Here is a 25,901-nt window from a genome sequence, read left to right on the forward strand (position 1 = left end):
ATTTCGATGAAGGTCAGTCGCGAGCAGATGGTCGAGAACCGTCGTCGCATTCTGCAGGAGGCAAGCCGGCTTTTCCGGGATCGCGGATTCGCGGCGGTAACGGTTGCCGATGTGATGAAGGCGTCCGGGCAGACGCACGGCGGCTTCTATGGCCACTTTGCTTCAAAGGACGACCTGATAGCCGCGACGATTGCCGATACGTTGGCTGGCGAGAGCGCCGCCATGACCGACATCGATGCGTGGACGACCGCCTATCTGTCGCCACTGCACCGTGAGAATCCGGACCAGGGATGTCCGATGGCCAGTCTCGCCGGCTTGATGCGTCACCAGACGCCTGAAGCGCGCGGAGCCATGACGCAGGGCTTGAACGCGCATATCGACCGCTTTGCGAGAGGTTTGCCGGGTGATGACGATGCCGAGCGGCGCCAGGCCGCGATCGGCCGGTGGGCGGCAATGGTCGGTGCCGTCGTGCTGTCCCGCGCCGTCGATGACACCGCATTATCAGACGAGTTGTTGCTGGAAACCCGGGCATGGATCGCGGCGACGCAACCTGCTGTCCATGCCGATCAGGACGAGGATGCCCGGATATGAACGTCTTGACCGATCATGCGGACCTCGATGGCCATGACCAGTTGGCGGCATTGATGGCGACCAACCGCAATCCGCCGATTGGCGATACGCTGGAGTTCGCGCTCGTCGAACTGGAGCGCGGCCGCGTGGTCTTCGAAGGTTCGCCATCCCGCAAGGTCTTCAATCCGATCGGATCGGTGCATGGCGGCTATGCGGCAACCCTGCTCGACAGCGCCTGCGGGTGTGCTGTCCACTCAAGTTTGCCCGCAGGGCAGGGCTATACGACGCTGGAACTCAAGGTTTCGTATCACCGGGCATTGACCGACACGAGTGGCCCCGTACGTGCCGAGGGCAAGATCATTTCTATCGGACGGCGTGTCGGCTTCTCGGAAGGTCGGCTGATCGATGCACAGGGGCGGCTTTGCGCCTCGGCGACGTCGACGTTGCTGATCTTTCCGCTTAACGCCACCGCTAGCTGACGCTGGCGGATGGAAGGGACGACCGCACTTCAAAACAGAGCGGCTCCAAAGACCCAGTTTTGGACGTTCACGGGATGAATTCCGCTCCCCAACTTCGGCCCTTCGTTCATCTAAAGACGGGCCCATGCCGCATGCATTTCCCACTGCCTGACGACACACCAGATTTGTCGAAAAGGATGGTCGACCGGGAATACAGCCGGCTTCCCAAAACTCGTCGCAAACGAGGAGACGGAAGTGATCGATGGTGATCTTGAACGGATATCGCGCACGTATGGCCGAAGCACTTATCTTGCAGACCAACGAATACTACCGGCCATAAGAGGGCGATGCCCAAGCTTATGCCATACCCCCACAATAGCCACGCAGCACCCAGGCGGACGATAGTCTCGCTTTGCCCAAAAATGGCAGGCCACCAATGCAGGACTGCCCCGTCGACCATAGTCGCCAGCGCTCCTACAGCGCTGACCCCGGCAACCAGTTGGTCGGTGTTCAGCACGGCGACTGACCGGATGATGACGATACCGGCGGCGACACAGCTCGGAACCAGTGATCGTATGCTTCTGTACTATTTCGGCACCAAGACGGCGCTGACCGCCGATACGCTGGCGGGCATATCGCAGCGATTGGTGTTCAGCCTGTCATCTATATCATCATCAAAATCGACCCCTCCGAAATGATCGGCATCGACATCGATCTTCTTGCCGGGCCCGAGGCAAAACCCTTCATAGCGCTATGGGCGGAGATTGTCGCTCGCGCCGTGCGCGGCGATGCCGTTTCTCAAGATGTAGTCGATCGCACGATGGGGGCATGGTCGGAATGGATTGTAGCTCGGACGGAATTTCCGATCGGAGTCGACCCGGCGCGCTCGGCACTGGCGATCCTTGCCGTCGATGAGAGCATGTCCCACGTTCAGCTTGCTGGGCGTGAATGTCGGCGAAGTAAGATCCGCCTTGCTGGATGTGCTGGCTCTCTCAGGAAGGTCTGCTCGCAGCGGTAACAACGACCTCTCCAGCAGTTAAGTGCGGGCGCTCCCTGCTTGTGTGGCTTCCCGAAAAGGAAGGTTGAATGGGAAAGCCGTATCGGAGGAAATTACTATCGTTGACGGCTCGCTCACGCGTTCCAACCGCGATCGAAATTGTAAGTTGCGCAAGTCATAAACCCTGCTTCGGAGGACGTGAGGTAAGCCACGAGGCTTGCAACTTCGTCAGGTGTGCCGTGCCTGGGAATAGCAAGCGGGCTTCGATTAGCGGCAGCGTTCGGTCCATCCGCTGGATTACGCTCGGTATCAATTGGCCCCGGCTGCACCAAGTTTGCCGTAATTTCTCGCTTCCCTAAATTGCGTGCGAGCATTGCGGTCATCATCACAAGCCAATGCCCCGTGTCCTCTGCTCAGGTCACGCATAACTCCATATCAGGGTGAACGGTCCGCGGGACCGCTTGCTGGCGTTAAGCGGCGCTGCGTAACTGCCCCGGTGTCATCCCATGCGCGGTACGCACCCGGCGCGCGAAATGCGAGCGTGAAGCATAGCCCGCGGCCTGGGCCGCCTGGGTCACCGAATAGCCCGGCGCGCTGAGCATTGCCCCCGCCGTGGCCATGCGCGCGGACAAGCAGATCTCGCGAAACGACGTGCCTGCCTGTTTCAGCTGACGGCGCAGCGTAGAGTCGCCAACGCCGAGGATGCGCGCGACGTCTTCCACCCGCCAGGTGTAGGATGGGTCGGCGTAGACGATGGCCTCAACCTCTTCGGTGCGATCTACAGCGACGAGCATCCGCCCGACATCCGTACCGCTGAGTAACAATAGAATTTCCACGATACGATGCCGCGCCACGGCTTGGGCGGTGGCCGCGTCTGAGTCCGCCAGCGCGCTCGCGGCATGGCCATAGGCCTCCACGAGATCGGCGGACAGCGCAACGCTAAAGCTGCCAGGGATGCTTGGCCCATCGGGCAGGCGGTTCAGAGTGGCGCGCAGCGACTGACGCAGCGGCGCATCGACCGTGATGCAGATCGATTCGTACCGCCCGCTCTGCGGATCGGGAATGTTGACCAGATCAATTTCCAGACCCGCGGGGATCGCGAAAGGCACACCGCACGGAAAACGCTGTGCGACATCTCCGCGCCATACCTCCTTAGTTCCGCTCAGCACCACGACCACCCTCGGATGCGGAAACCGCGACCGCGCGAACTGTTCGCGCGCGTTCACACAATAGCCGAATACGTTTAGCCCACTGTCGATGCCATGTGGCACGGTGCCGCTCGAACTCGACGGCGCGCTGAGGGTGGCCAACCGCTGCAGCAACTCGCCGCGCAGCGCTTCCTGGGTCCTATCGTACATCATCATGGCAGGATCATTCACCTCCGCCGCGACGCGAACAAGGGCCGGTAGAGCGTTTCGGGCCCATCGGCGAGCGGTTCCGGTCCACGCCCGGTGTCGGCGGCGTCATTCCGGACACCTATCAATCGAGGATCACGAAATGAAATTTACCTTGTGGCGGCATGTAGTCAGCTGCGTCTCGCTCTTGGCGAGCGGTCCCATTCAAGCCGCTCCGGCCGTGCCTGATGTCGCGCTTTGGCGGCTCGACTGCGGGGAACTTCAGATGAACGATGCATCGCCGCTATCCGACGCCGGCAGCTATTCGGGAAAATCGCGGCGGCTTAGCGACGGTTGCTATCTGATCCGCCACGGTAAAGAGCTGTTATTATGGGACGCGGGTTTGCCTGCGACGCTGCTCGGCACGCCGATCGATGCACAACCGATCAGCCCAACGCTCGCAGTCGATTTGCCGACCCAACTCGCGCGGATCGGCATTCGCCCGAACGACATCGGACGGCTGGCGATCAGCCATTATCATTTCGACCACGTCGGGCAGGCGGCGACTTTTCCGCACGCGATGCTGCTGATCGGCGCAAAGGATTGGGCTGCACTGCATTCCGGAACGATCCCGTTCGCCGACCCACATCTGCTCGCGCCCTGGTTTTCCGGTGGGGGCAAGGTCGATCTGATCGAAGGCGACCGGGACGTGTTTGGGGACGGCTCGGTGGTAATGCTTGCCACTCCTGGTCACACCCCCGGTGAATCCTCGCTTTTGGTGCGCCTGCCCAAGACAGGCGCAGTGATCCTCACTGGCGACGTGGTTCACCTCGCGGCGCAATGGCCGCTCTCGGCGGTACCGATCTGGAACACCGAGCGCGCCGATAGCTTGGCGTCGATGGACCGATTGCAAAAACTGGCCGCGAATTTCGGCGCGACGATCATCGTCCAACACGATCCGGCGGACATTGGGAAACTTGCGCGCTTTCCCGCGGCGTCGCGCTGACATGTCGCCCGAATAGATATGCGAACACGCAGGCCGGCGGCTTGTTAAGATTCGTCTGTTTCCGTGTGAAACACGCCAGTTTGCTTCGCCAATGATCTGTTGCGAACGGCACGATCGGCCGCTTCCGTCAGAGCCGGACGTTAATCGGAGCAGATTTGTATGACTGACTTTTGTCGACGCCCGCTGCGCCGTGCCTGACGTGAGGCACACGATAGTCGCCAATCAAGGTTGGCGACGGCGTTTTGCAACGATCAATAAGCTGGCGTCCTAAAAACACCTGTTTGTCCGACAATGGTAATTACGACCGGGTCTTCCACACGTCGGGCCGCTGAATGCCGACAATGGACAGGAAAGCTGCCCGTCTGCTTATTGGAAAGGTACATGGCGTAAGCAAATGTCGCTTGATGCTGCGGCTTTCTCAAACGGGATCGACTTTCGGGAATCGCTGGCAACGGAGCTCGTATGCTATCGAGGTGGTAAGCTGCGCCGGTCCCATGGACGCTAGGTTAGGCTACATGAGCTTGCTTCTCGAAAGCTATGGGGTGCGCGAAGCATCCCCAAGGTACAATGGCGGCAATGATTGAACATCGAATCTGAAATTCATTTTAAGTAGATCGTCTATATACCCCTTGAGGGGGCCGCAAATCAGCGATGACGCCCGAGAAGATCGACACCGCACGCAAGTTGCTCGCAGCAGGAGACAAACCGGCTAAGATCACTAGATTGCTGCAAGTAGGGTCGTCGACCTTCTACCGCCATTGTCGGCGAGCGAGCCATCCGACGACTGATTTAGCTAGAGGCCATTGATCGCGATCTTTGCCGTTTGGGATGGTGAAAAGATAAATTTCCGCGTGAGCCGGAAAATTGCCCCGGTCTGGCAATTTTCATTCGACGAACTATGCCGGCCGTGGGGCATAAGCGACGGATACGACCGTAAGTGCTCGTCCACACAGGGGAACGATAGATGAAGCACCTCGGCGTTTGGATTGCATGCCGTCTCATGATCGCGTCGATGACGGTTGCGGCAATTCCTGCCCGCGCGGAGCCGGCCCCTGCCTGCGCAGTATCGGGGCATTCCGTCGATGAAGCCGGCTTGGTTCGGATCGGCGGAATCGGGCAATGGGTTACGGCTGAGGGACGGAATTGCAGTAATCCGGTCGTCCTGATCGTCCATGGCGGTCCGGAAAATCCGAATACCCCCTTCGCACGCAATTTGTTCGGTTCGTGGACGAAGAACTTCACCGTGGTCCAGTGGGACCAGCGAGGTTCGGGCAAAACCTATGCGGCCAGTAAGCCGGGAGAAGACGAAGCCCTCACCCTGGAAGGCCTGACGCGCGATGGTATCGAGGTGGCCCGCTACGCCGCCGCCCGCTTCGGCAAGCGCCGGGTGATCATTATGGGTGGGTCATGGGGATCGGCGCTGGCGACGAGCATGGCCCTTGCCGCGCCCGACCTGTTCGACGCCTATGTCGGCACGGCTCAACTCGTCAACTATCAGGCCGACCTAAGTGCCAGCTACCGGCATGCGCTTGCGTTGGCTCGAAGGGATGCCGACACGAATATCCTCGCCGGATTGGAAAAAATAGGGCCACCGCCCTGGACCGACCCGCGTGCCTTTGGAGTATTAAGACGTATCACGCGCAAGTTTGAGGCGAAGATGACCGAGCCGGCCCCGGAGGGCTGGTTTTCCTTCGCACCCGGCTACGACACACCCGCTTATCGTCAGGCTAACGAGGCAGGCGAGGATTATTCGTTCCTGCAGTTCGTCGGCATGAAGGGCGACGGCATGGGGCCGAAGATCGATCTGCCCAAGCTCGGCACGCGCTTCGCAATGCCGGTCTATATGCTCCAGGGCGAACAGGATCTGGTTACGCCGATCGCCGTGAGCCGCGCCTATTTCGACACGATCTCGGCACCACGGAAGCAATTCATCCGACTTCCCCGTACAGGGCACGACCCCAATCCGACCATGATTACGGCACAGCTCGAAGTGCTGAACTGGATCAGAGTCAACACGCTGAAGGCCGACAGGCGGTAGCACTGTTCAGGCAACGTCGGCGTGTGCAGGCCGAGGGGTGCCATGAATGTCGCTCCTTTCCCGAAAACGAACCCGTATTGCGAATGCGTCCGCGGCAATTACATCGATGGAGACCTTGAGACCTGCTTTCTCAAAATCCGTTCCCGATTGCGCTTTCCGAAATTACGTGAAGAGGACGGAGTTATGGGAATGTTCAGCGTTCCCAAGAAGCGTGGTTTGGGGGGGGGGCGCACGGGACCCAGAACCGGACGTTCACGCCCCTTCCCTCGCTTCCCAACTTCGGACGCGGGTTCATCTTTGCGAGTCAACGATTTTCAAGCCCGGCTATCCGCTCGTGAATGTCGTCATGGAGAGAGTTAGCGGCACGGTGGCTTTCTAGCGTTGACCCGACGATCAAGCCATTCCTACACAAGTCGCGCAACCCCGGCCTGACGCCTTGCGCTTCCGGTCAAGCACCGTAAGGCGCCCGTCCGGACGCAAGTGCCTGCAACGCGGCGACATGGCCCTTGAAGGCCTTTCGCCCCGCTGCGGTGGCGACGATCCAGGTTCGTTGCCGGGTGTTCACCGTCGCCTTTCGCAACTCGATGTACCCGGCATCGCCGAGTTGGGCGAGGTGCTTGGACAGCACCGAGTCGCTGACACCAAGGACGTCGCGGGCAATTCCGAACTCCATCTCGGTCACATCGGCCAACAGCGCCATGAGTTGCAGCCGCGCCGGGGGGTGGATCAGCGGATCAAGCAGCTCAACGCCCATGCGGCGCTCCATCCAGCTCCTGCCGGTACACCCGCTCCCACACGATGCTACTGATTGTAGCGAATACCACTATGCCGCTCCCGATCGCGACCGGCGCCCACGTTAGGCCATAGCGTTTCTTCAGGACGATTGCGCCCACCAGCGCAGCCATCCCGACCAGCAGCATCGCAAACGTCACCCACCGCGTGCGCCCGGACCGATACCCGCTGACGAAGAATCCGTCCCGCCGCCGATCGCGAGCGACGACCATCGTGGTGGCTGCCATGCAAGCGGTCGCCACGATCACCGGCAATGGACCGGGCAGTGCATAGCCGGCAATCAGCCCGCCCAGCAGCAGCCCGACTGCGGCGTGACGGGCAAAGGACCATTTCGCCCGCTCGGCCAACGCCTCGCGCGCCGTCCGCATCATCTCTAGCGATCGCGCGGCCTCCACTTGGTCCATGTACCATTCTCCTGCGAGTCGTCCGGTCGTTTTCTTCATCAGCAACTTACGATTTGACAATCTGGAAAGCAACAGTCATTTTCCAATATGGAAACTGACATGGCAGGAACGAACATGGTGCTTACATCGGCTTGGATCGCGGTCACGCTCGTCGGGGGGACGTGGTGGGTGTGGCGCGATATTACGGCGTACGCACGGTTCCAGACGCAATCCGACACGATGGTGCGACAGAGTCTATATCGCCGATGGCTGATCGAGAGCTTCGTGGTTCTCGTAGGTGCAAGCTTAGTCAGCCTTTGGCTGGCGCACGCGCTATGGCCCTTTGACGGATTCCCCTCGGCGTTCGCACCGGCGAGCCGGTTGCTAGCTTCCGGTAAGAAGATCTCCAGCGATAAATGGCTGTCGATCGCGATCGGCCTTTTCTTCGGTATCGTCCTATCGGTCGCCATCCAGTGGCGGCGGCTTAAGAGAAGCCTTTCGCCGCAAGCGGGCCCGGACCAGGCACTCATTCCTCGCAACCGTCGCGAAGCCATGCTAGCGCTGTTGCTCAGCCTCAATGCCGGTTTCAGCGAGGAGCTGTTCTTCCGGCTGGCGCTTCCGCTGCTGCTCTTTCAAGTCACGGGCTCGCTCGCTGTCTCGTTTGCGTTCTCGATTTTGGCCTTCGGACTGGCGCATGCGCATTATGGCTGGAAGGGAGTGCTCGCCACCACGGCCGCAGGCGCACTGTTGACGGTTTACTACCTCCATCACGGATCGCTGCTGCGAGTCATGATCGCGCACGCGGTTATCGATATAGTTGCCTTCTTCATTCGCCCTGCGATCGCGGACTGGTTAATTTCGCGTAAGGCGCCGCGTTGGGCCGTCGCAGCCACGTGAGAAGATCGGCGTCTCCTTAACCCCGCAAGCAGGGCGAATTGTACCTCCCCTTCTTCAGGTCAGGCTGCCTGAACGAATGACAAGTTTTGGGCTTTACCCCAGCGTTCTCACGTCCGAAAGTTGGCGGAACTGCCCGGCAGCGCGGGGCTGGCAAAGACCCAGTCTCGGCCGTTCAACAGCCCTAAGCCCTCTCCCGGTTTCAGCCGTCCGTTCATCTGACCTCCCGAGACGAAAACATGGCCCGGGTACGAACGTGGCAATGTAATGTAGCCAGCCTTCAAAAAACACAGCAAATAGCGGCACAACAGCCAACATTGGCGTAAATTATCGAAATTTCAGACGAAGATCGGCTCGATCGTCACTTCAACAACATGGTCGCCAGAGCGACTCTTCCGTCTGGTTATAGAGAGGATCGCCAGCGGCGAGGGAGACATGGTGGCAGAGTCGCGGTCGGCGCCGGAGCGTTCCTGAAACTGGAGCGCGGGGTACATCGCGCGAAGCCAGCCGTGAAAGCGCCGATAAGCGGCCACTGACTCCGCCACTGAACTTCCTCGATAGATTGTCAACTCGACACGGGAGGAGCCGTTGCCTTCAACGATCACATCCCCTGACGTCACTCCAACCGGCAACTCGCGAAGCTTGCACCAGCGATCATGCTCAAGCGTTTCGCAATCTTGCGACACTAGGCCAAAGCGACCGCGAGCAGCATTGTAGATCGTCTGTAGTTGCCCTTTCAGCCGCGCCGGCTCGCTCGTCAACGCCATCGCGGACTGGTCGTTGGCGGCGGCGCGCGGCGCCCGAGTGAGCCGGACTGCATTGTAGAGGCTGTCTAGCTTGGTGGGATAGACGAGCTTCGGATAAAGGGTGTCCGTTGCCACCCATCGCAGCGTTCCGGTGAGATCGTATTGGCCCCGAGGCGCAAGGGTGACCGTATAGTTTCGAACGTCCGCGAGCGCCCAGGTACTCCTGTCGTCCGGGCTGATCCGCGGGACGGATACGCTGCGGACCTGAAGCGTCGCATGGATCGGCACGTCGGCGGTGTTGCGAAACGGTATCCTGAACGTCACGATCGCCGGGTTGCCGTCCCTGTTCCAGTTTATGGTCGGGCGATCGCTTGCCAAGTCGCTCACGCCGTCGCCGTCATGCAGTAGGAGAGAGCAGGTGCGATCCGCCCAAGTGGCGACCGGCTCGTCGGTTCGGATGTCGTGCAAGCTCGCGAGCTGATCCCGGATGACTCTACCCTCGGAGTCGGGGGAAAGCGTCGCTATCTTACCTTGGAGGGCACGGGCGAACCCGATCCGAAGTGCAGCCCGCCGCTCGGCGGGAGCCGGATGATCATTGGCGCCGGTCTGCCCGGCCTCGATTTCGGCCGACAGGTCTGCGACCCTGGCAAGAGTAGTGCCGAGCGCTCGGGTCGCCTCCGGCGTAGGTGCGGACGTCACGTCCGCGAGATCATCGTCCAGCACGGCATAGGCGCCCATGGTGTCGGCGACACATTCCTTTCTACGTCGCTCGACTGGCTGTGCGGTGGCAGGGTTCCAGCCATCGCGGAACTGCAGCTGATGCCAGACCTCATGCGCGAGGAGCCAGCCGACGATGGCCCGCGCTTGCCCCTCAGATGCCGTACGCAGTAGCCGCCGAACCGAACCCAGCGGCACGGTGATGCTGCCATCCGGCCGTGAGGCCACGTCCCCGCCACCAGCTGGAGCTCTGATGATCGGGGCTAAACCCCAGCGCGCAGCGGCGGCGCGAGCGCGTTCGCCCACCAGCGCGATCAGCTGGTCGTCGGTCTGCTGCTGAGGTTGCGACGCCGCTCCCAACAGCAGCATTGCGCCTAGCGTAACCGCCGTCCGCCTCACAGCTCCCTGGCCCGCCTCAGCGTCTCGCCCGCGAATACGGCCGAAAGTGCGAACAATACCACGGTCGCTATGAAAGCGCCCACCAGCAGCAGGTGATTGGCGACCAGCTCGGATCGTGGCCAGATGGCGTCCGTCCTGCCGGCCGCGTCCTGGATCAACGTTTTACAGTCGCTGCCGGGGACGGCCGCGGCGTAGCGCGCAGCTTCCGTGGTGAACGTTTGTCCGATCACCACCGGACCGCGTCCATCATAACCGCAGGTGCGCTCGCCCAGGAGCCAGAGATAGGCGAACAGCGTGGCCGTGCCGGCGACGAGGCAGGAGGCCGCGGCCGACCATATCGTGCGCAGCCGCGGTCGCCCCCGCCGGACCGCGACGATCGCCAGCGCCAGGAGCACCGCCACCAAAAACTGTGCGGTCCGCACGGATTGGATTGCGTCATCAGCGGGCATGAGCCGAGGAGGCGCTGCCACGAACAGGACGATCACCGCGACCAGCCACGCGCCAGCCTGCAAGAGTGCGTCTATCGAAGCCTTGACGCTCCCCGTCTCGGATACCGGCTCCGTCATGGCACTGGCAGATCAATGTCGACGCGATCGTCACCGAACAGACCGATCGGAACCACGTCGCGCGCAACACAAGCACCGGCAAGGAGTGCGAGGACTTCGTACCTCCCGGGTGGGACCAACGCGTCCGCCGGGCTGAGCCGCGGCAAACGATACATCGGCGTCGCTCCGCTCCAGCGGACGGGGTTTAAAGCAATCACATAACCGGGCACCGCGATAGTACCCCGCCGCGTCACTACACGGACCGCGATGCGCCCCTTGAAAGTGGTACCAGACCCCATGCCAGCGCCGGCTTGGCGCTTAATTGAAAGATCTTGCGCCACGTCGGCGACAATCGCCGCTCGCTCGCGAGCGGGCGCCCGCGCGGCCGTTTCTAACAGCTCTGCATCGTAGTCGAGAGCACGGCCATAGGCTGGGACATCGGCCGGCGTGATGCGGCTCGCCGCCTCTCGCAGGGCCGACGTGTCGATCTGGACGGCGTTGAGACTCTCGTCGTCTTCGGGCAAAGTCGCGATCACCTGCCCGATTGCCTCGCCCAATTTATCGAACGACGGCTCCAGCGATTGCGCCCTCGCGGGCACCGCGACGATGCAGAGCACGACGGCTGCCAGAGGCGCAACCCGCCGGCGGGTCACTGCTGCGGTGCCGCAACAGTGTTGAAGCCCATGACTTTCCAGTTTCCGTCCACCTTTTGAACGGTGACGTCCTCGTACACGAGCCCGTTGGGATGTCGCGTGCGGTACCGCACCCAGTAGAACGATCCCGTCTGTCCGGTCGGCGTTTGCGTGAAATGCTGCGCGCCGACAAACTCACGCCCCACGGCTTTTCCACCGCTCTGCAATCGCAGGCTATTCCCCTGCTGGACGAAGTAATCTCGCGCCATGAGGGCCTTGAAGACGGGAGCCAGTTCCTCGTCGTAGAGCCCGCCAAGATCACTCTCATCGAAACGGCCCACGAAGCCTAGCGCCGCGTCCTTCGCGGCGGTCTCGGCTTCGGCATCTGAAGCCGTTTGAGTGGCTCTGGCGGAAGGAGGCGCCGCCATCGGCAGCAGCAGCGCTGTAGTAAAAAGGACAATTGCATGCCCTCGAAAAAACGTTTTACGTTCCCACGTCATCATGAAAGCTCCTCAAGACTAGAGGTTCTCGGAATATGCTCGGCCAGGCCGCCCAACATGTCAACGACTGATCAATCAAAGAACTTTGCGCGTTTATGCCTCTTCAAAATCACCGGCCTCTAAATGCTAGCGACGGTGGCCCGCACGAACTTGTGCGAGGTTGTCTCAAGGTGCGATACGCGGACTCCGACACCATCCGAATCGCGCCTGACGTCGTCACTGCGTTACGTACCGCAAAGCCATCCCGTTGCTCTAAGGTCGCCGAACCTCGATATACTACTTGGTTCGAAATACCAGGAGCGGTTCGGCTGGATGCCGGCGACACAAAACAGCCGACCGGCGTTCCGAACGTCAGATCAATCCTGCCCAGTTCTTGGTCTTAATCATGCAATCGCAAACGGCATGACCTCCAAAGCCCCCCGAGACGGTAGGGACCCAAAAGTGGACGCTCAGTCCGCCCTGCCCGCTTCCCAGCTTCGGTCGTTCATTCATGTATACTGATCCGCACGCCGTAAGCGACGTGTCGGGGACGCGGAACGGCGAAAAGTGGGAAATTTCTGCCATTCACCAGTGACGTGTCGAATGGCAGGTGTTGCCAAGAGCCGACATCCGGCGTCTGCCCGACCGGCACCGCAACACGATAGAGATCGGCCGCCAACGGCCAGTCCGCTTTTGGGACGTCGGCACGCAGTAGCTGCCGTTCTTGCCAGGGGTACTAGAAAGTTGGCTCGCCCCATAAACCCAGCATGCGCATACCTAGTCGGTGCGCGCTACTAATTGGGTATGCCGTACTTGGCTTGTCGTGGAGAGTTTTTTTCCAGGCCAAGTTTCAGTATTGAGTACGACTTACTGTAGACAAGCCGATGTAGAGTAATTTTTCGAGACCTGTCGCCTAACCGAACGAGATCAGCCTCTATCCGCTCGAACCGTTCTGGCCCTTTCGAGTCCGTTCACGCTGACGGACCCCCTTGACGAAATCGGCGCCGACGCCGTCGTCGGGACCAAGATCGAGCGAACAATTGATCAGGGTACCGAAGCTCGCGTCGCTCAGCGTGAAATCGAGTGGGATCAGGATCGGAAGACCTTCGCGCCGGGTTTCGATGCCAGCGAAGATCGCCTTGGCATAATCGGCAAGGCCCCTGCGCGTTGCGCTCGTCGCCGCCTCGGTGATCTCGTCACTTGCCTCGATCTCAGCCTCCTCGGCGTCGCGCGCCAGGACGGCGATGCAGTCGGCGATCCCGGGCCAATATTTGAGGTCGTAGGTGCGCGTGGCTCTCAAGGGCTCTCGAACATAGGATTTGTAGAGATAGATGTCCTCTCCGGCGCGGTCGATCAGGTTCAGCGGGTGATGTTCTGTGTTCGACCAAAACCCGGACTCATTGTGCAGTGCCTCGCGCTCCCGGATGAGTGAGACCAATGCCCCGGCCTTCTCGGCTATCTCCGCATTGACCGCCTCCAGGCGCGCGCGCCCGGCGCGCGCCTCGGCAATCGCCTCGGGATCCCAGAATGTCGCCGAGAGGATCACGCCGAGGAACACGCGGATAGCGCGTTCGTCGGGTGCGAGCTTCTTCTGCAATTCGGAATAGACGGGCTTCATCTCCAGGCGGCGGGCGAGCAGCCGTTCGGCGACCGCGTTCTCGCTCGGCAGGATATTGTTCTCGGTATTGTATGCGATCTCGCTGCGGAGGAAGGCCTCGCAGAACTGGACGGGGTCGGGTGTCGTCATCGTGGCGCCTTCTTGGCAGTCGGGGTTGCGAAACCTGTCCTAGAGATTCTCCACCAATCTGTAGGGCTCTGACGAACGAATATCTGGCCGCCTAAAACTACCTGCCGATCCGGATCGGCAGGCGCCTATCGCTTGGATCGTTTCGCGATGCGGATGTTCTTCGAAATGCACCCGCAGGTGAGCGGGCGCGCAGACTCGATGTGGAAGTAGGCGACGTTGAAAGCCGACCGCTTGAAGTTGCCGCGCCCGAGCGAGGGGTAGTCCCGAAACCGTTCGATGTCGGTCTCCTCGAACGGGTGCAGGGAGAAGTCGAATAGGACCAGCAGGGCCGGCCCCTCATACATCAGGAGCTTGATCATCTCGGTCTGATTGACCTTGGCCGACAACGGGCCCTTGCGGTCGCCCGGCCGGCGCACGGCGAACTCAACGGCCACATCGCCAAGCTGAAAGTCGATCCGTCCCCATTCGCTCGGCGCGCTCGGCAGGCGCACCCATTCCTCTGGATAGCAATGGCCGAAGTAGCCCAGCAGAAAGGTCCGAACGAGCGGCAACAGCTCGCTCTCGCTCCACTTGTTGAGGTCGAGCGTCTTGCGGAAGTTCCGATCCAGGATCGACTCGTACAAGAGCCCGAAGGCCTTCCGGACGGCCTTGACTGTCACCGCCATGACAGCGCCTCCATCATAGCATCGGGGCTCCTTGGTGGAGCAGCTGACCCATGACGACCTCGCGCGGCTGCGCGGGCTGCGCCGCGACATCGATCAGGGCCCGCGCGATCCGCCGCGCGAGGCTGCGCGCGCGGACCCGGTCGGTCGTCCCGACCTTGGCTAGCACCCGGCGGCCGTGGACATAGGCGCTGCGCATCTCGAACAGGTCTTTGTAGTCCGCCGCAGACTGTACGTCGCCAAGCAGTGCGGCGATCCGCGCCATGATGCGCTTGGTCGCCCCCAGGTTCTTATAAGGGTCCGTCTTGGGCTTGTTGCGATGATCGGCCTCGAGTCCCAGAGCCGCCTCGATCGCGGTCATATGCGCCATCACCTCGTCCATGCCGTCCGCAAGGTAGGCGCGGACGAGGAAGTGGACGATCGGCGTTTCGAACAGCGCCGAGGCGCGGCCGCGTTCGAATTGCTGCCAGGCGGCGGCGTCGAACTTGAGAAGCTCGGGCGTCGCCTCGTCTTCGAGCGGGATCGTCGTTGGCCGCTCTAGCTCGACATCCTCGCCCCAATGGTCGGTCACGATATGCGGTTCGAGCGATAACGTGTCGGGGCTCGGCGGCGGGCTCGGCCGGATGAAGAGATCGTCGCTAACCGTGTGGATCCAGGGGACGCGGAATCCTCGCCAACTGACCTCCTGCATGGTCGACCATTGCTCCCATGGCGCCAGCAGCAGGAAAGCCAGCGCCCCTTCGACGGCGGGCGGAAGCTTTCCAAGGTGAGGATCGATCTCGCCAAAGTCCCGGTCGAGTGTCTCATAGAGCAAGGGAAAGGCGCGCCGCTCGGGCGGATGATCGAGCTGGACTAGCTCTTCGACGACGAGCCATTGGAACTGCGCGAGCCGATCCGCCTCCAGCGGCCGGGTCGGGAAGTTGCGGGCAAGGCGTGTCGCGTCGAACAGACCGGCCAGCTCCTCGGTCGAATACTGACGCACCTGCGCGCTGCCGAAGGCGAGCGCCGGCAGCTCGTCGGCGATATCGAGCGGACAAAGATGCAGCTGCCGCGCTGTCTTGCGCTGATAGGCGTCGGCGAGCGCTTCCGCGGCTTGAGCGGGGGGCAAGGCGAGATGCGACTGCGCCGTCGGCAGATCGCACGGCAGGCCAAGCGAACGCAGCGCGGCGGAGAGTGCGAACGCCGGCTTGTCCCCGCCATATTCAGCGTTGCAGATCTCGGCCAACGCGGTGAAGCGCGGCGCCGACAGGAGATTGTCGGGGCCGGGACGCGGAATGTGCCATAGGGTCTCGACCGCCTCGATCAGGGCCTGACTCGCCGACATCAATCGGGCGCCTGCGGGAGCCAACTCCGCTCCGCGCGATCGCGGATCAGCTTGGCCTCCAGGTGCGGGTCTTTGCGCTCGATGCTCTCATTGTAGATATACTCGGCGTCGCTCCAGAAAGCGGCGATCGCTTTGGCGAAGTCCCGCAGCCAATCCATTGAGACCTCCATGCGGCTGACCGATGGCGGCAACGGCGGGGAGACGCCGAAGCCCTCCGGCAAAGGCGGAATCACCGGCCAAAGCTCAGGATGGCGAAGGGCCAGTTCGTTCGCGGACTTGCCGTCGCCATGCCGGCAGGCGTTACCGAGAAGCTGAAGTGTGTCGAGCATCGGAAAGCTGGGAAAGACTTCCAGATCAATACCGCGCAGCTTGCAGAACCATTTGCACAACTCCGGCCAGTCGGCCTTTTCAAGTTTGGCGGCGACCGGCTCGCCGGGACGCAACTCGCTCGCGCAGCCGATCAGGTAGGTGCGAAGCTGGCGCTCCCAGATCGATTGAATCGACAGGCCGAACGCCAGCATCGTCTCGCGCAGCATGTTCTTCAGGTCGGCTTTGGCGAAGGGCGCCGGCCCCCAATCGCTCAGTCCAAGCTCCTCGATCTTGGCTTCAAGCGTCGCGGCGGCGGGAGCGACCACGCCCTTGAAATAGGCCTGGACGGTATAGTCGTGGCGATAGGCCTGGACGTCGGCCATGCAATTGCGCCACCGAAACGGAGTCACGACGCGATGCCCTGGGCCTGCGCCTCGGAGATGTAGCCGCGATAGGCATAGTTGATCAGGTCGCGGACGAGTTCGAGCAAGCCACCGGCCGGGAGACCGTCGAAGGGATCGCCGTGGGCGAGCAGGTTCCGACGCTCCGCCAGCGTCGGCCGGGTCTCACCGGTAAGTTGGCCGACAGCGGCGCCGTTGCACCGCACGACCATCGGGATATCGGCGTCGGTCAGGTCGTCGGCCGTGACCACATGCTGCAGCAGGGCGGCGAAGCTGCGCTTCGGCTTCGGAATGGCGCCGCCATAGCGGTCCATTAGCGCCAGCTCAAGCGCGATCAAGGCCATCAACTCGCCAGCCTTGATCAGGCCGAAGTCGAGCCAGCCAAGCAGGTACAGCGTTTGCGCGCGCGCGAACTTGGCGGTCACGTTCCGTGGGATCGCCGGATGAATAGCCAGGCCATCGACAAAGGACCGCCATGCTGTGGGATCGTCGAAGTATAAGGACCCGTCGGCTCTGCCGTCCTGCGGCCAGGCCAGCACCAGCGGTTCGCCGCGCCGCGGCAGTTGAAACTTTTCCAGCGACATTGACGAATCCCGACCCCGACCCGCCGGACGACCGGCTGGCTTTTCCCTGTTCTCGGCATCGGCTCGCCTTGATGCAAGCTGGACTTGCTCGGCGGCACCTGTTCGCGCACGGTCGTCGTCTATTATAGGAGGAGACCGCCCCATCGAGTCGATGCGCGGGGCTCGGGGGTGGAATGGCGACGACGAAGGGCAAGAAGCCGATCATCATGGTGTCCTCGACCGTCTACGGGATCGAGGAGCTGCTAGATCGCATCTACGCGGTGTTGACCCAGTTCGGCTATGAGGTGTGGAGTTCGCACGCCGGCACAATGCCGACCAACTCGGCGATCAGCGCCTTCGACAACTGCATCCAAGCGGTGAAGGACTGCGATCTCTTCCTCGGCTTGATTACGCCCTATTACGGTTCGGGCGTCGTCGGCACCGACATCTCCATCACCCAAAAGGAGCTCAACACCGCGATCGAGCTCAACAAGCCGCGCTGGCTCCTCGCGCACGACCATGTCGTGTTCGCGCGTAAACTGCTGGAGAAGCTCGGCCACGATGATGCCGAGAAGCGCGCGGCCGTGCCGTTCGAGTCTTCGGTGGTCCTTGACGACCTGCGCGTGATCGACATGTACGACACGGCCATTCGGAACGAGGTGCGGTTTCGCGATCGCACGGGCAACTGGGTCCAGAAGTTTGTGAGCGGCGAAGATGCGTTGCGCTATGCTACGGCCCAATTCTATCGGTTCCAGGAGGTCGAGCGCTTCCTTGAAGAGCAACTTGCCAATCCCCGGCAGGTCATGGAGCGCGTCGAAGAGGATAAATCATGATCTCCGAAGAGATCCGCGCACAGATCAAAGGGGGTGAGAGCAACTCGACCGCGTTCGTCCGCTCGGCCGGGCATCCCGGCGTCGTCGCCGCCACGGTCTGCGCCTTCCTAAACACACGCGGCGGGGTGGTGTTCGTTGGCGTCGATCCTTCGGGCGAGATCGTCGGCGTCGGCGCCGACCCAGAAGCCACCCGGCGCAGGCTGGAATCCCATTTGCAGGGCGCGATCACACCCAAGGCGCTGTTCACCGTCAGCGTCGACAGCGAAGATGATCGTCCGATCATTTCGATCGAGGCGCCGGAAGGCCGCGATGTGCCCTATGTCATTGACGGCCAGATCTTCACGCGCCGCGGCAAGCGGACGGCGGCGGCCGATCCGGAAACCATTCGCGACATCGTCCAGGGCCGATCGGTCGAGGCCAACCGCTGGGAACGGCGGCCGTCGGTCACGCTGTCCGAGGATGACCTCGTGCGGCACGATATTGCCGAGATGGTCTCGTCGGCGACCGAAACCGGCCGCTTCGTGTTCGAGGACGGCAATGACGTCCGGCGCGTGCTGCGAGAGCTGGGCCTCATCGCATCGAATGGCCTGACCAACGCCTGCGATATCCTCTTCGCCAAGCGGCCCGCGCAGAGGCATCCGCAGGCGCGGGTGCGCTTCATCCAGTTCGAGAGCGACAAGACCGCCGCCGCCTATCTCGACGACCGTTGGGTCGAGGGTCCGCTGCACCAGGTCTATACGCAGCTCATGGAGAAGATCGGCGCGTACGTTCGCGTCCAGTCCTTCTTCGTTCCCGGCGATCGCGGCCGCGAGGACCGTCCCAACTACTCGCTTGAAGCGCTGCGCGAAGGGCTCGTTAATGCGCTGGCTCATCGCGACTATGCCGGTTTCTCCGGTGGCGTGACCGTATCGGTGTATCCGGACCGGATTGAAATTTGGAACTCTGGCCGCCTCCCCCGCGGCATCAGGGTCATCGATCTGAAGCGCCTCCATCCTTCCATTCCGCCCAACCCCGACATCACCCATGTCCTATATCTGCGGCGGCTGATGGAGCGCGTCGGCCGCGGCACGCAGAAGATCATAGCCGCATGCGACGAACTCGGCGCGCGACCGCCGGTCTGGAAGGACGCGCCGAGCGGCGTCACCCTGACCATCTATGCGGCGGATGGCGTCGTCGACTTCGCGCTGTCGCCCCGCCAGGCCCAACTCATGGAGCAATTGCGGCCGGGTGACTCGATCCGCCTTTCAGACTATATGCAGCAAACCGGGATGTCGGAGCGGCAGGCTCGCCGGGATCTCAGCGAGCTGGAAAGCGCTGGCTTCCTGACACGGTTCGGCCAGGCGCGCGCGACGGCGTATCAGCGGACCGAACGCACCGTTTGAGTATCCGGCCAAATCCGGCCATGGAAGCGGGCGGTCCGGCGACATCATCGCCGCCCCCGGTTTTCGCGATTTCCCAGCATTTCTCAGGCTTTCGCGCGAGGCCCGGAACGCGGCAGCTTGAGTATCCGGCCAAATCCGGCCAAATCCGGCCACGCCATCATCGCGCCAGGAAGACGATGCACCTGCTAAAAACCATGTCGTACTGTCCGGCCGCTCGGGCGGCGGGAAATCCTCGCTGCTCGCCGAACTGGCAAGGCGGGACACGCGGTCGTACCGGAGCCAGGGCGCCGGATCGTCGAGGAGGAGCTTTGCGGAACGGGCAGACGTTGCCTTGGTCAATCTGGCTCGCTTTGCGGGGAGCGCGATCGTGCTGGCTTGTTCCGACCGGACCGCGGCGCCGGTGGCTGGTTGGGTATCCTTCGATCGCGGCCTGGTCGATGTGGCTGCGGCGCTCCAGCACGCCACCAGCGAAGCCGCGCTCGTCGCGCTGGGGAGCCGGACCGCTACCACCGCCGTGTCTTCCTCACCCCGCCTTGGCCGAAAAATCTACGGCGTCGATAACGAACGTCGCCACGCTTTCGCGGACGCGATTGCGGAATATGAGCGCCTTTGCCCTGCCTACACGGAGCTCGACTATGACGTGGTGACGCTGCCAAGGCCTCGGTCGCGGAGCGCGCTGATTTCGCCCTGGAGACGCTGCAGCAGACGAGCGCCCGCGTTCGCTTCGAATGTCCCCGATGGCTGTCGTTCTCACGGCCGTCTCGACCATTATGAACGAACGGCAGGTTCTCGGCACAGACGAAGGCAGTCTCTGCGTTCGATTTTGGGCGCATTGCTGCCGAACGGCTTCGCGCTGAGCGATGGCCGGTTTTGGCGGAAGCTGCCGTTCAATACTTGATCGGCGAATGACGCATTTTGGTCGCCGACGGTCGCTGGGATAAGGCGTGCAGTACGCGAGGCGCAAACTGCATTCATGATTGACCGGGTCGCAGGCTTTCGCAAAATCGAATGATGGCTTCACCGAAGACGCTGAACGCGACGAACCTCTCGGCACTGGGAGCCGCCAGACTGGCCGAGTTGCTTCTGGAACTGGCGCAGGGCGATGCCGCCATGAAGCGGCGCCTGCGGCTCGAACTGGCGAGCTAGGCGGGCGGCGACGGTGTTGCCGCGGAAATCCGCAAGCGCCTCGTGTCCATGCCCCGGTCGAAATCCTTCCTCGACTGGAACAAGGTTCGTCCGTTGGCGCAGGATCTCGATACACAGCGATCGGCGATCATTACCCATGTCGCACCAGCGCATCCGGGAGAGGCGTTCGAACTTCTCTGGCGCCTGATCGACAAGGCGGCCGCCATCTACGACCGATGCGACGACAGCAATGGAACGGTCGGTAGCGTCTTCAGCCAGGCCCTGGAGGATATCAGCGACATCGCCCCACAGGCCCGGCTCGACCCGGTTCGCTTGGCCGACCGCATTCACGAAGCGCTCTGCGCCAATGATTATGGCCAGTTCGATGGTCTGATCCCGCTGATGGCGGAGGCCCTCGGGACCGATGGCCTGACCATGCTGAAGGCGAAATTCGAAGAGCTTGCGGCAAGACCGCGAGCCATTTCCGACAACGATAGTCGCAAGGTCGTTGCCATCGGCACGCGCGGCGCGATGTTCAAGGACGACTATGCTGCGCGGCATCAGGCTCGCCTTGTCCAGAGCGCGCTTGCGGACATTGCCGACGCCATGGGAGACGTCGATTGCTATGCCGCTCTCCACTCGGACGAGGACCAAGCCAATCCAGCGATCGCGGCAAGAATTGCCGAACGGCTTCTGGCGTCCGGCCGACCTGAGGATGCGCTGGCAGCGTTGACGCGCGCCGAGGTCGGGATAGGTGTGGGTGGTCACTGGCCCGAATGGCAGAGGGTGAGGATCGATGCACTGGAAGCGTCGGGCAGGATCGGCGATGCGCAGCACGAACGGTGGCAGACGTTCGAGCGGAACCTCAACAAGGAATATCTGAAAGCCTTCATCAAGCGGCTGCCGGACTTCGACGACATCGAGGCGGAGTCGAAAGCCCTTGCCTATGCATCCCGGTTTCCCGATTTCCATCAGGCGCTGTCGTTCCTGGTGGAATGGCCCGCGATCGATGACGCGGCCCGGATGATCCTAGCCCGCCGCGCCGAACTGAACGGCAACCATTACTGGCTTCTTGGCCCGGCCGCAGAAGCGCTGGAACAACGCCATCCGCTGGCCGCGACGCTGCTTCTACGCGCGATGGTCGATTTCTCGCTCGATAAGGCCCGATACAAGCGATACCCCCACGCCGCCCGCCATTTGCAGACGTGCGGCCATCTTGATGGCAAGATCGATGCCTATGGCGAGCACGCCGACCATCAAACCTATATGGTCGGTCTCAAGGCTCGCCACGGACGGAAGATCGGCTTCTGGAATGCATAAAGAGTCTATTGGGACAAACCCGTCATTCCCACTACACAGGTCGAACGTCTGCTCTTTTCACAAGCCGACATTCGGCAGCTGTCCGCGCGGCGTGGCGTTGCGACTGACGCTGGGCCGGTTGCGGTCTGGAAGGTTTTGGGCAGCCGGCGCAGGATAGCTGCCATTCCCAAACGCCTTTTGGCGGTGACAGTTCGGTTGCGATTCGCATTCACGCCCCAACCTTTCAGATCAAAGCGCGAACATCTATGGAGTGGGAATGTCCGATGTCCTGTCGCGTGCCCTCCCCGCCCCGAAACGATGGCAAGAACTCGAGAGCCTGGCCTTCGACGTCTATCGTCGGCTTTGGCAGACGACGGATGCGGACCTCCACGGACGGACCGGCCAACCGCAGGCTGGGGTCGATGTCTTTGGTACGAACCGGCTCGAGAAGCAGTTCACCGGCGTCCAGTGCAAGGGCAAGGACGCCGATTACGGCGGTGCCCTGACCGAGGCAGAGCTACGTGACGAGGTCGCAAAAGCGCTCATGTTCCAGCCGCCTCTGGACGTCTATATCGTTCTGACGACGGCACCCAATGACGTCGCAATCCAAAGGATCGCTAGAGAGGTTACCGCCGAGCATACCAGAAAAGGCTTGTTCGAGGTTCGGGTTACGGGCTGGGATACGTTTCGTCATTACGTCGCCGACCATCAGGATCTGCTGCTCAAATATTTCCGGGATTTCGCGCCGGTTGATGTGGTGGGAGCGTTTGAGTCCTCGAAGGTCGAGCAGCGCCAGGACATCGCGCAATTGACCCGGATGCTTCAGTCGACCCAGCGGATGGTGACCGGCCTGCGGGACGACAAGGCGGGGACCGACGAGCTCGCCACGCGCGTCAACGAGGTCAGCAAGCTGATCGCCGATGGCTCGCCCAAGGCGGCGCTGAAACGGCTCGACGCCCTGGTAGCGGAAGAAGGCGATTCGGCGAGCCCGCTCGCCCGGTATCGGCTGCGCGCAAGCAAGGGCAACGCCTATTACGCGCTGGGCGACGAGACCACCGCGATCTCGTTTTTTCGCGAAGCCTATGACGCCTATCCCGAGTTCCCCAACGCGCGCGCGACGATGGCGGTGGTTCATTTGTTCGAGGGCGATCGCGAGAAGGCGTTCGGGTTGGCCAGTGCCGCGCTCGCGGAGGATCCGACATCGGCCCGGACCGCCGGCATCGTGCTCGATACCGCGCCAAAGGACATGTCGCTCGGCGCGCTGACTGCGCTTCTTCAGCCGGATCTGCTCGACGATCTCGAGATCAAATTGCACCTTGCGATCAGGGCGCACGAGCTCGGTGACGAAATGTCTCACCGCCGATTCGCGGAAGAGGCGCTCGCGCTTGCACCGGAAGACTGGCGGGCCTTGTCCGCGGTCGCGGAGGCTCTCTCGCAACCCCTTGTCGCGATGGATGGGCTCGCGCTCACGCACGTCATACCGGTCGATATTCGGGCAGATGTCGAGAAGGCGGCGGAGCTGAACGGCAAGGCCTGGGAGATCCTCGCGCAGCGGGATTCCAGCTTCCAGGGCCGGCACGTTGCCGCGAACCTCGTCAGCCTGCTCTCCCTGTTGGGGCGAGACGAGGAGGCGATGGTCGTTCTTGATCAGGCACTCGCGACCAACGCGACTTACGACCCGCTGGTGTTCCGCGCGGCGCAGCGCTTCGCCTCGAACGGGGATTGGAAGAGCGCGGCGCATGCGCTCGACCAGATCCCAGAGACGGAGATGTCGTTCGATGCCTTGCTCATGCGGACGCAGGCGGCCCTGATCCTGAAAGACGCGGTATCCGCTGCGGCGTTTTGCGAACGGTTGGCGGCAAAGGCCGTCACAGAGCCGCTGATTCCGGAACGCGACCAGTTGATCGAGGCGCTACGCGTCAGAGCGGCGATCCTCGCCGGCGCCGACCAAAGCACGGCCTTTGAGGCAGCGATCAAGGCCAGTCCCAACGCGATCGTGCTGCGATCGGTGTTGTTCGACGATCTGGGCGAAGAGGATCCCCTGCGGCTCCGGATGGTCGATGAGATCCGCGCGCTCGCCGTCGCCGATCTGTCGCTTCGCGAGCGCGTCCACGCGGCGGAAACCCTGTACGAGGCCGGCCATTTCTCGCTGGCGGCGGACCTGTTCGAACCACTGCACGACACGTCCGACAGTCATGCGCTGCGCCGGCGGCTCAACGCGCTCCTCCACGCGGACCGGCGCGCGGATGCGCGTCGGCTCTTCGAATCGCTCGCGCCCGCGCTGCGGTCGGCACCGGGCTACGTCGCTGCCGGTGTGAATATTTACGAGCGTGTCGGGCTTCTCAAGCCCGCGATCGAGCTTCTCGAGCGCGCCCTGAAGCGCGACGACAATCTCACGAACCGCCTGGGCTGGATGCAGCTGCTGGCCCGTTCGGGGCGCCACGACGCCTTCCACACCTGGCTCAAGGCGGTGCCGGAAGACATCGCGGGCGAGCCGCGTGAGCTGATGAGCCTCGCCAGGGTCATCGATCGGTATCTCGGTAATGATCCCAAGGCGCTCGCGATCGGCTACCGGGCGCTTCGTGCCGGCTACAAGGATCCGCAGATCCATCTGGGGTATGCGCTCGGACTGATCATCAACGGCACGCCGAATCAGGCTGCGCTGGCGGCACCTGCCGAGATCGGACCCGGCGCGGGTGTTACGCTGCGCAACGAGGCGACCGGCGAGCTCATCTATCGGGTCATCGAGACGGCGCCGGACCCGGTCGTCGAGCGGGGCGAACTGGCGCCTTCGGATACTTTTGCCAAGCGGCTCCTCGGGCTCAAGCTGGGCGACACGATCGAGATCGCCAAAGTCGGCATCGGTCCCCAGCCGCATAAGGTGACAGAGCTGCAGAGCCGATATCTGTTCGCGCATCACCGCACGCTTCGCGATTTTCCCGGGCTTTTTCCCGGGCATCCGGCATTCGGATCGTTCGAGATCGACGAGAGCAAGGGCGACGAGAAATTCGAACAGATGTTCGCGCTCGCCAGGGACCGGGCGGCACAGGGCAACGAGATCGAGACCCTCTATCGGGAGAACATCCTGCCGTTGCCGATGGCGGCTAAATTCGGCGGCGCAACGGTGTTCGATGTCTGGGAAGCGTTTTCGGCGAACCCGTCGCTCGGCCTCAAATGCGCACTCGGGGTAGCCGGCGAGTTCGATGCGGGACGCACCGCGTCGATGGCAGGCATAACGCTGGTCGATCCCCTGACGCTCTATGGCTGGACCCGCATGGGGGTCACAGCGATCCTCGCCAAATCGCCCTATCGCCTTGCTGTGGTTCAGGCGACGATCGACATGCTTCGCGAGCTCGTCGAGGAGCGTGAAGCGCAGCGTGGCAAGAGGCTGGGTACGTTCGGCTGGGACGGCGAGCGCTATCACCTCATCGAACTGTCCGAGGAGGCGATTCAGCAGCAGATCGCAGATGCCACCGCTGCCCTGCACTTTGCAGAGTCGCTGATGCTTGTGCCGGCGGAATCCGACCAGACCCTGTCCGACGAGATCCTCGACATGCTCAAGGGCATGGACCCGGCCTATCACGACACTTTGCTCGCGTCGCTCCAGCCCAAGCGTGCGTTTCTCACCGACGATCTCGGCATCCGGGCCATCGCGCAAGAGGCGGGCGCGGCAGGCACCTGGACGCAGGCGTTCGTGCAGGCCGGGCATCGTCCGGGCGGGATCTCCCATCCGGAATACCGGCAGGTCTTGGCAGCGCTGCTGGAACGGCATCACCGCTTCACCCAGATCGGAAATGTGGAGGTGCTCGCCGAGCTTCTCGAGTCCGGCTGGGTCATCAACGATCGCCTGAAGAGCTTTGCGCGCGTGATGGCCGGCCCCGAGATCGATCGTGCCAGCGTAGGGAACCTTCTCGCCCGCCTGCTGGTCAACTGCAGCCGGCACGCCCCGAACGATTCCGCCTTTGCAGCGTTTCACCGCGAGTATGTCGCTGCCTGCCACGCGGCGGGGCGCCCCGACGATGTGGAAGAGGTTTACGGTCTGGTCGCCGCCGCGGCACAGGAGCTCCTCGCCGGCAGCATCAATCGCGTGACCTTGCCGCTGCAGCTTATGGCGACCACCAATATGCACTCGCCTGTCAGTCTTACGCTGGCCGCCAGGAAAATTGCGCGGGGTGAGGCAGGGCAGCTGTTCAAGCGGTTGGGAAACGGTGGTCTGACCCTGGACGCATGAAATACCATCCGCGCCCGGCAGGGCGCAAAGACCCT

At 62.4% G+C, this 25,901-nt stretch carries 23 protein-coding genes and 2 pseudogenes; 12 read left to right on the forward strand and 13 right to left on the reverse strand.

The window, feature by feature from the left end; translation table 11 throughout:
- Nucleotides 1-27: 27 nt before the first annotated feature.
- The 3 genes from SJY41_RS07285 to SJY41_RS07295 all read left to right on the forward strand — a co-directional run bounded on the left by SJY41_RS07285 (nt 28) and on the right by SJY41_RS07295 (nt 2,046).
- Nucleotides 28-591: a TetR/AcrR family transcriptional regulator gene (locus SJY41_RS07285; RefSeq protein WP_380780390.1), complete on the forward strand. Its 564-nt coding sequence runs from the start codon at nt 28-30 to the stop codon at nt 589-591.
- The gene (locus SJY41_RS07290) at nt 588-1,049 is read left to right on the forward strand and encodes a PaaI family thioesterase (protein WP_380780391.1); all 462 of its coding nucleotides are present in this window, start codon (nt 588-590) and stop codon (nt 1,047-1,049) included. The genes SJY41_RS07285 and SJY41_RS07290 overlap by 4 nt, the downstream gene beginning before the upstream one ends.
- A gap of 673 nt (nt 1,050-1,722) precedes the next feature.
- A complete protein-coding gene (locus tag SJY41_RS07295) occupies nt 1,723-2,046 on the forward strand; it encodes a hypothetical protein (protein ID WP_380780393.1) in 324 nt (107 codons plus the stop codon).
- Nucleotides 2,047-2,159: 113 nt separating this feature from the next.
- Here the strand turns inward: SJY41_RS07295 and SJY41_RS07300 are convergent, their stop codons facing one another.
- Together SJY41_RS07300 and SJY41_RS07305 are read right to left on the reverse strand one after the other, a co-directional pair.
- Nucleotides 2,160-2,411 carry an SDR family oxidoreductase gene (locus SJY41_RS07300; protein ID WP_380780395.1) on the reverse strand — a complete coding sequence of 84 codons (252 nt, stop codon included), beginning with the start codon at nt 2,409-2,411 and terminating at the stop codon, nt 2,160-2,162.
- An 84-nt stretch (nt 2,412-2,495) separates the two neighbouring features.
- Nucleotides 2,496-3,389 (reverse strand): helix-turn-helix transcriptional regulator, encoded by an 894-nt coding sequence (locus SJY41_RS07305; RefSeq protein ID WP_380780397.1) that lies wholly within the window; start codon nt 3,387-3,389, stop codon nt 2,496-2,498.
- On the opposite strand from SJY41_RS07305, the gene SJY41_RS07310 reads away from it, so the two are divergent.
- From SJY41_RS07310 to SJY41_RS07320, 3 genes and pseudogenes are all read left to right on the forward strand, one after another.
- Nucleotides 3,388-4,365, forward strand: coding sequence for an N-acyl homoserine lactonase family protein (locus tag SJY41_RS07310; protein WP_380780399.1), 978 nt, complete (start codon nt 3,388-3,390; stop codon nt 4,363-4,365). The two genes, SJY41_RS07305 and SJY41_RS07310, sit on opposite strands and share 2 nt — an antisense overlap.
- Nucleotides 4,366-5,013: 648 nt before the next feature.
- Nucleotides 5,014-5,172, forward strand: a pseudogene (locus SJY41_RS07315) (helix-turn-helix domain-containing protein); the annotation flags it as partial.
- A 157-nt stretch (nt 5,173-5,329) separates the two neighbouring features.
- A complete protein-coding gene (locus tag SJY41_RS07320; RefSeq protein WP_380780401.1) occupies nt 5,330-6,403 on the forward strand; it encodes an alpha/beta fold hydrolase in 1,074 nt (357 codons plus the stop codon).
- Between the two features lie 448 nt (nt 6,404-6,851).
- Here the strand turns inward: SJY41_RS07320 and SJY41_RS07325 are convergent, their stop codons facing one another.
- Entirely contained in the window at nt 6,852-7,157 is a 306-nt protein-coding gene (locus SJY41_RS07325) for a transcriptional regulator (RefSeq protein ID WP_120300431.1), read from the reverse strand.
- The gene (locus SJY41_RS07330; protein WP_380780403.1) at nt 7,147-7,599 is read right to left on the reverse strand and encodes a hypothetical protein; all 453 of its coding nucleotides are present in this window, start codon (nt 7,597-7,599) and stop codon (nt 7,147-7,149) included. The genes SJY41_RS07325 and SJY41_RS07330 overlap by 11 nt, the downstream gene beginning before the upstream one ends.
- A 168-nt stretch (nt 7,600-7,767) precedes the next feature.
- On the opposite strand from SJY41_RS07330, the gene SJY41_RS07335 reads away from it, so the two are divergent.
- Nucleotides 7,768-8,475, forward strand: coding sequence for a CPBP family intramembrane glutamic endopeptidase (locus SJY41_RS07335; RefSeq protein ID WP_380780405.1), 708 nt, complete (start codon nt 7,768-7,770; stop codon nt 8,473-8,475).
- A 335-nt stretch (nt 8,476-8,810) separates the two neighbouring features.
- Here SJY41_RS07335 and SJY41_RS07340 read toward each other — a convergent pair whose 3' ends face one another.
- The 9 genes from SJY41_RS07340 to SJY41_RS07380 form a co-directional block, all read right to left on the reverse strand.
- A complete protein-coding gene (locus SJY41_RS07340; protein ID WP_380780407.1) occupies nt 8,811-10,304 on the reverse strand; it encodes a hypothetical protein in 1,494 nt (497 codons plus the stop codon).
- 26 nt (nt 10,305-10,330) lie between these two features.
- On the reverse strand, nt 10,331-10,900 hold the full coding sequence (locus tag SJY41_RS07345) for a hypothetical protein (protein WP_380780409.1): 570 nt from the start codon (nt 10,898-10,900) through the stop codon (nt 10,331-10,333).
- Complete coding sequence (locus SJY41_RS07350; RefSeq protein ID WP_380780411.1) at nt 10,897-11,496, reverse strand: hypothetical protein; 600 nt, start codon at nt 11,494-11,496, stop codon at nt 10,897-10,899. Before SJY41_RS07350 ends, SJY41_RS07345 begins: the two co-directional genes overlap by 4 nt.
- A 32-nt stretch (nt 11,497-11,528) precedes the next feature.
- Nucleotides 11,529-12,014, reverse strand: coding sequence for a DUF4019 domain-containing protein (locus SJY41_RS07355; RefSeq protein WP_380780413.1), 486 nt, complete (start codon nt 12,012-12,014; stop codon nt 11,529-11,531).
- Between the two features lie 910 nt (nt 12,015-12,924).
- Nucleotides 12,925-13,737: a hypothetical protein gene (locus tag SJY41_RS07360; RefSeq protein WP_380780415.1), complete on the reverse strand. Its 813-nt coding sequence runs from the start codon at nt 13,735-13,737 to the stop codon at nt 12,925-12,927.
- A 125-nt stretch (nt 13,738-13,862) separates the two neighbouring features.
- On the reverse strand, nt 13,863-14,402 hold the full coding sequence (locus tag SJY41_RS07365) for a hypothetical protein (protein WP_380780417.1): 540 nt from the start codon (nt 14,400-14,402) through the stop codon (nt 13,863-13,865).
- 13 nt (nt 14,403-14,415) lie between these two features.
- On the reverse strand, nt 14,416-15,723 hold the full coding sequence (locus SJY41_RS07370; RefSeq protein ID WP_380780418.1) for a hypothetical protein: 1,308 nt from the start codon (nt 15,721-15,723) through the stop codon (nt 14,416-14,418).
- A complete protein-coding gene (locus tag SJY41_RS07375; RefSeq protein WP_380780420.1) occupies nt 15,723-16,415 on the reverse strand; it encodes a hypothetical protein in 693 nt (230 codons plus the stop codon). Before SJY41_RS07375 ends, SJY41_RS07370 begins: the two co-directional genes overlap by 1 nt.
- 23 nt (nt 16,416-16,438) lie before the next feature.
- On the reverse strand, nt 16,439-17,017 hold the full coding sequence (locus SJY41_RS07380) for a hypothetical protein (protein WP_380780422.1): 579 nt from the start codon (nt 17,015-17,017) through the stop codon (nt 16,439-16,441).
- A gap of 206 nt (nt 17,018-17,223) precedes the next feature.
- On the opposite strand from SJY41_RS07380, the gene SJY41_RS07385 reads away from it, so the two are divergent.
- The 5 genes and pseudogenes from SJY41_RS07385 (at nt 17,224) to SJY41_RS07405 (ending at nt 25,866) form a co-directional block, all read left to right on the forward strand.
- On the forward strand, nt 17,224-17,829 hold the full coding sequence (locus SJY41_RS07385; RefSeq protein ID WP_380780424.1) for a DUF4062 domain-containing protein: 606 nt from the start codon (nt 17,224-17,226) through the stop codon (nt 17,827-17,829).
- Nucleotides 17,826-19,211, forward strand: coding sequence for an RNA-binding domain-containing protein (locus SJY41_RS07390; protein ID WP_380780426.1), 1,386 nt, complete (start codon nt 17,826-17,828; stop codon nt 19,209-19,211). The genes SJY41_RS07385 and SJY41_RS07390 overlap by 4 nt, the downstream gene beginning before the upstream one ends.
- Before the next feature lie 247 nt (nt 19,212-19,458).
- The gene (locus tag SJY41_RS07395; protein WP_380784081.1) at nt 19,459-20,109 is read left to right on the forward strand and encodes an AAA family ATPase; all 651 of its coding nucleotides are present in this window, start codon (nt 19,459-19,461) and stop codon (nt 20,107-20,109) included.
- A 113-nt stretch (nt 20,110-20,222) separates the two neighbouring features.
- Nucleotides 20,223-21,656 (forward strand): annotated as a pseudogene (locus tag SJY41_RS07400) (DUF6880 family protein).
- A 256-nt stretch (nt 21,657-21,912) separates the two neighbouring features.
- Nucleotides 21,913-25,866 carry a tetratricopeptide repeat protein gene (locus tag SJY41_RS07405; protein WP_380780428.1) on the forward strand — a complete coding sequence of 1,318 codons (3,954 nt, stop codon included), beginning with the start codon at nt 21,913-21,915 and terminating at the stop codon, nt 25,864-25,866.
- Nucleotides 25,867-25,901 lie beyond the last annotated feature (35 nt).

Origin of the sequence: Sphingomonas sp. R86520 (assembly GCF_042466285.1) — a bacterium.
Lineage (GTDB): Bacteria > Pseudomonadota > Alphaproteobacteria > Sphingomonadales > Sphingomonadaceae > Sphingomonas.